This is a genomic window from Facilibium subflavum, from assembly GCF_003574485.1.
Taxonomy (GTDB): domain Bacteria; phylum Pseudomonadota; class Gammaproteobacteria; order Francisellales; family Francisellaceae; genus Facilibium; species Facilibium subflavum.
In genome coordinates, this window is the sequence record NZ_QLIT01000291.1 from 1 (window position 1) to 672 (window position 672).

General features: G+C 36.2%; 1 protein-coding gene. It reads right to left on the bottom strand.

Annotated features, from left to right (window positions below; all coding sequences use genetic code 11):
• On the bottom strand, nt 1-510 hold a 510-nt coding region (locus DNK84_RS13455), incomplete at its 3' end, for an IS982 family transposase (RefSeq protein WP_119344985.1).
• Nucleotides 511-672: the final 162 nt, after the last annotated feature.

Below are 672 nucleotides of genomic sequence, written 5' to 3' on the forward strand. Positions count from 1 at the left end.
ATCTGTTGTTGCTTCAGTGACTTTAAAAGCCATAATCTCACCTTTATCATTGATCACTAAATGAAGCTTAAACCCAAAGAACCAGCCCGTGGTTGATTTTGATTTCTTTGCTAACCCATCAAAAACTTTATGCTGCTTCTCGCGCTTTATATGACAGACTTTAATGGGTGTGGAATCAATAAAATAAATACCTGTTTTTTCACCTTGAAGAAGATGCATCATAAAACACAAGGGAACAAGCATAGACTTCTGTAGCTCAACAAAGCGGTTGTAGCTGACTGTGTTAGGGAAGCTGTCTTTCATATGCACACAAACATGATCCAGATAAAAATGCTTGAAATTGCGATAGTGACTTTGGTGGAATAATATCATAATTGTCATCACTTCGCTGTCGCTCATCGTTGTTTTACGGTAGCGCTTACGCTGCTGTGTTTCAATTAAGTTTTGTTGCCAGGCTGGCATAAATTCTTTGCAAAAATCATCGACAAAACAGAAGATAAGTTCTAGCATAACACCTCCATGAGGTTGGTTTTTTGTTTTCAGCTCCAGAAATACCTTTTGGAGAAAAAAATTTCAACCTCATCACAGTATATTTATGCATCATTTGTAATCTTTTATATCGAACTCACGTTAAAAATATAAAAGCTGATCTAGTCTTTAGGTTACCTGTAA